At 46.3% G+C, this 3068-nt stretch carries 5 protein-coding genes; all 5 read left to right on the top strand.

The annotated features are described in order from the left end of the window. The first annotated feature begins 40 nt into the window (after nt 1-40). The 5 genes from VH187_RS06890 (at nt 41) to VH187_RS06910 (ending at nt 2865) form a co-directional block, all read left to right on the top strand. Nucleotides 41-883 (top strand): phage tail family protein, encoded by an 843-nt coding sequence (locus tag VH187_RS06890; protein WP_329700737.1) that lies wholly within the window; start codon nt 41-43, stop codon nt 881-883. Next, a complete protein-coding gene (locus VH187_RS06895) occupies nt 883-1980 on the top strand; it encodes a Gp37-like protein (RefSeq protein WP_329700738.1) in 1098 nt (365 codons plus the stop codon). The genes VH187_RS06890 and VH187_RS06895 overlap by 1 nt, the downstream gene beginning before the upstream one ends. A 9-nt stretch (nt 1981-1989) precedes the next feature. Further along, entirely contained in the window at nt 1990-2235 is a 246-nt protein-coding gene (locus VH187_RS06900; protein ID WP_329700739.1) for a hypothetical protein, read from the top strand. 24 nt (nt 2236-2259) lie between these two features. Beyond that, a complete protein-coding gene (locus VH187_RS06905) occupies nt 2260-2541 on the top strand; it encodes a hypothetical protein (RefSeq protein ID WP_329700740.1) in 282 nt (93 codons plus the stop codon). Between the two features lie 150 nt (nt 2542-2691). Then, nucleotides 2692-2865, top strand: coding sequence for a hypothetical protein (locus VH187_RS06910; RefSeq protein WP_329700741.1), 174 nt, complete (start codon nt 2692-2694; stop codon nt 2863-2865). Nucleotides 2866-3068: the final 203 nt, after the last annotated feature.

Consider the following 3068-nt stretch of genomic DNA (forward strand, 5'->3'; position numbering starts at 1 on the left):
GAAGCGCTCTTGCGATCGGTTAGAAAGGAGCTGAATAGCTGTGCTGACGAAAATGCAGGCGTATAGTTCGTGGCTATCAGCACCTGAACTGGATTTGGATGATGCTGGTAGAGAAGAAACCGATCTGATCCAGATTCGTGGCATCACGGGTCTGGATCCGGTCAAAGCTACTGTCAATACTTCGCCGTTCGGATCTGTTGATGGAGCGGCTTACACGGGCAGTGATGTAGGAACTCGAAACATCGTTCTCACACTTCATCCAAATCCTAATTGGGATACTTGGTCGTTTGAGAGTCTTCGTAGACTTCTCTATGCATATTTCATGCCCAAGCTTCAGACGAGATTAGTATTTTACAGCGACGATATGCCTCCGGTGGAAATTTACGGGTATGTCGAAGATACCAACGTCAACCAGTTCTCGCAAGACCTTGAGATCCAGGTTTCCATCATCTGTCCGGATCCATATTTTACCGCAGTCGATCCTACGGTTATAACGGGACAATCTGATCGAGATAACACAACTCCAGACATGATTGACTATAACGGATCTGTTGCAACTGGAATAAACGTTGAGGTTACACGAGTTTCAGATCCAGCGCCTACCAGCATTGGTATTCAAATCGGCGATCCGTCTCTTTCATATTTCAATGTTGCCGCAGGCGTAGATTCGTCGAAGTATTTTCTGATGAGTTCACTATCAGGCAACAAATACGTTCAAAACGTTGCGTTGAGCGGCGGTACCATAACGAATCTTCTTGCCAAGGTTCAAACCGGTTCTCAATGGCCGATCTTGCAGCCTGGACCGAACGAATTCTCGGTGATAACCGATCAAGGCGGCCAAGATTATCAGCTGACTTATTATGAGAAATATGGAGGTCTCTAGTGGAACTTTTCACTATGGACCGAAATTTCGTCAAAACCTATGAGATTGATAAATTCGAATCAGCCATCTGGACAGAGCGATATTATGGTGACAGCGATATTACTCTGGTGGTAGCGGCTACGCCGGATTTGATTCAAATCCTCTCTCAAGGTACTTTCGTTGGACTTTATGGCAGCAAAGAAGTTATGATGATCGACACTATTGATATCGAGAGCGGATCATTGAAGGTAACTGGTCAAGGACTGCTACCTTGGATGAATAATCGATTTATTCGAGCAACGGCTGCTCCTGAAGACAAGTATTGGAGCCCAGGCGCACAACCACCCGGATGGTATCTATGGGCTATCGTCTATTACTGGCTTATAGCCACTCAAAGTTTTCCAATGGGTGTTCCAAATCCGCAAGTATTGGCGATTCCCAATCTTGGACTCAAAAGTTATGACCAGTCAGGATCGGTAGCTCTTGCTGTTCCATATGGGCCAGTATATGATGCTATGCGCGCTATTGCCACCGCGTATGAAATTGGAATCAGGATAACGTTGGAACCAACGGTTGCTGTACCTGGACAATTGTTATTCCAATCGTATAAAGGTCTTGACCATACCACAGCGCAATCGGTTAATCCCATTGTGAGATTCTCTCCTCAAATGGACACTTTGACCAACATTAAAGAACTTCAATCCATTTCTGGGTATAAGAACTTGGTATATTCCTTCTGTCCGCCTAATCCAGATGGTCTGGCGCCAAGTTGTGGGTCAGCTTCTGTATCCGGTCCTACAGGATGGGATCTCAGAGCTGAATTAACCTTCGAGGAAGATATCACAACAGATATGGTTGGGGGCAACGCAAGTACTATGCAAAGTCTGTTGAATTCCAGAGCTACCCTAGCTATGAACAATGCCAGAGCTGTCAAGGCTGTAGATGGAACGATTGTGCCCTTGCATCAGTTCCAGTACAACATTGATTATAGTCTTGGCGATGTAATCGAGGTTCAAGGTAATAGCGGCGTAGTTCAGAGTTCGAGAATCACCGAGTATATTCGTGCTCAAGATAGCTCAGGAGAGAAAGCTTACCCAACGGTGGCAATGCTCGGTTAGGAGCTAACTATGACAATCATATTTGTCTTAGGCGTCTTCGTATTTGGTATATTTCTGGGGTATGTGGGTCGAGTGTTTTTGGAGAAGCACAAGGCATACAGCGGGGTTATCAACGTGACCCGAACACCCGAGAAGACGTTATATTTGCTTGAGCTTGCTGGAGAACCTGAAGAACTTGAGGACGAAACCGAAGTACTGTTCAAGGTAATCATACATCCTTCGATTGCGGAGTCGCAGTCAAATCATGGCGTATAATGGACCCCAATCTAAAGGAGCTATATGTTTACCAAAGGTAAAGATCAGACGCTTGTTGAAGACGCGATGATGCGTGCATTCGACGAGCTCAAAGGCCAGACAGTAACTTCTGAGGAGTATGCCAAAAATCTAGACGGCATTGTCAAGTTGCACAAAATGAGGGAGGAAGAAAAATCCCCTGGAGTGAGCCCTGACACTGTCGCGCTGGTTGCAGCAAACCTTCTCGGAATACTGCTGATCATCCGCCATGAGCACGTGAACGTCATCACATCGCGAGCAATGAATGCGCTGATCAAGCCCAGGTGAAGTAGACCTGACGAAAGAGTTTAAGAAATGTGGGGAGTCGCAAACGTGACTCCTCATATTTTTTTTGTCAAAAATCCCCGGGGGGAGAATTTGGTACAGGTCGCAGATATTACATCGGGTATAACGGACCAACTACCCGAAGGAGTTCAGATGGAAAGTCTGCCCGAAGTTTGGGAGAAGCTTGAGTTCGTCACTGGCGTCCTTAAGGAAATGGTGAAGCCTGAATACAAGGTGACATACCAGGAACTTACAGATGTCCGCGATGACCTCAATGCGTGTGCCGAATCAGTTCAGACCATCCGAGACAGAATTGTCTTTGAGTAGATGATAAAGTAAGGGCCCCTAACACGGGCTCTTATTTTTGTCTCGCAGAAAAAACATGGCTCATAATGAAGACTTACTAATCTAAGGAGAGTTCCATGTTTGATGAAACCACTGAGACCACCGAAGACACCGAGTCCAAGATCAACCCGATCTGCGTCGTTGCAGGTTCCGTGATCGCCACCTATGCGGGCTACCGCATTTGG

Origin of the sequence: Scandinavium sp. (genome assembly GCF_036271055.1) — a bacterium.
Classification (GTDB): domain Bacteria; phylum Pseudomonadota; class Gammaproteobacteria; order Enterobacterales; family Enterobacteriaceae; genus Scandinavium.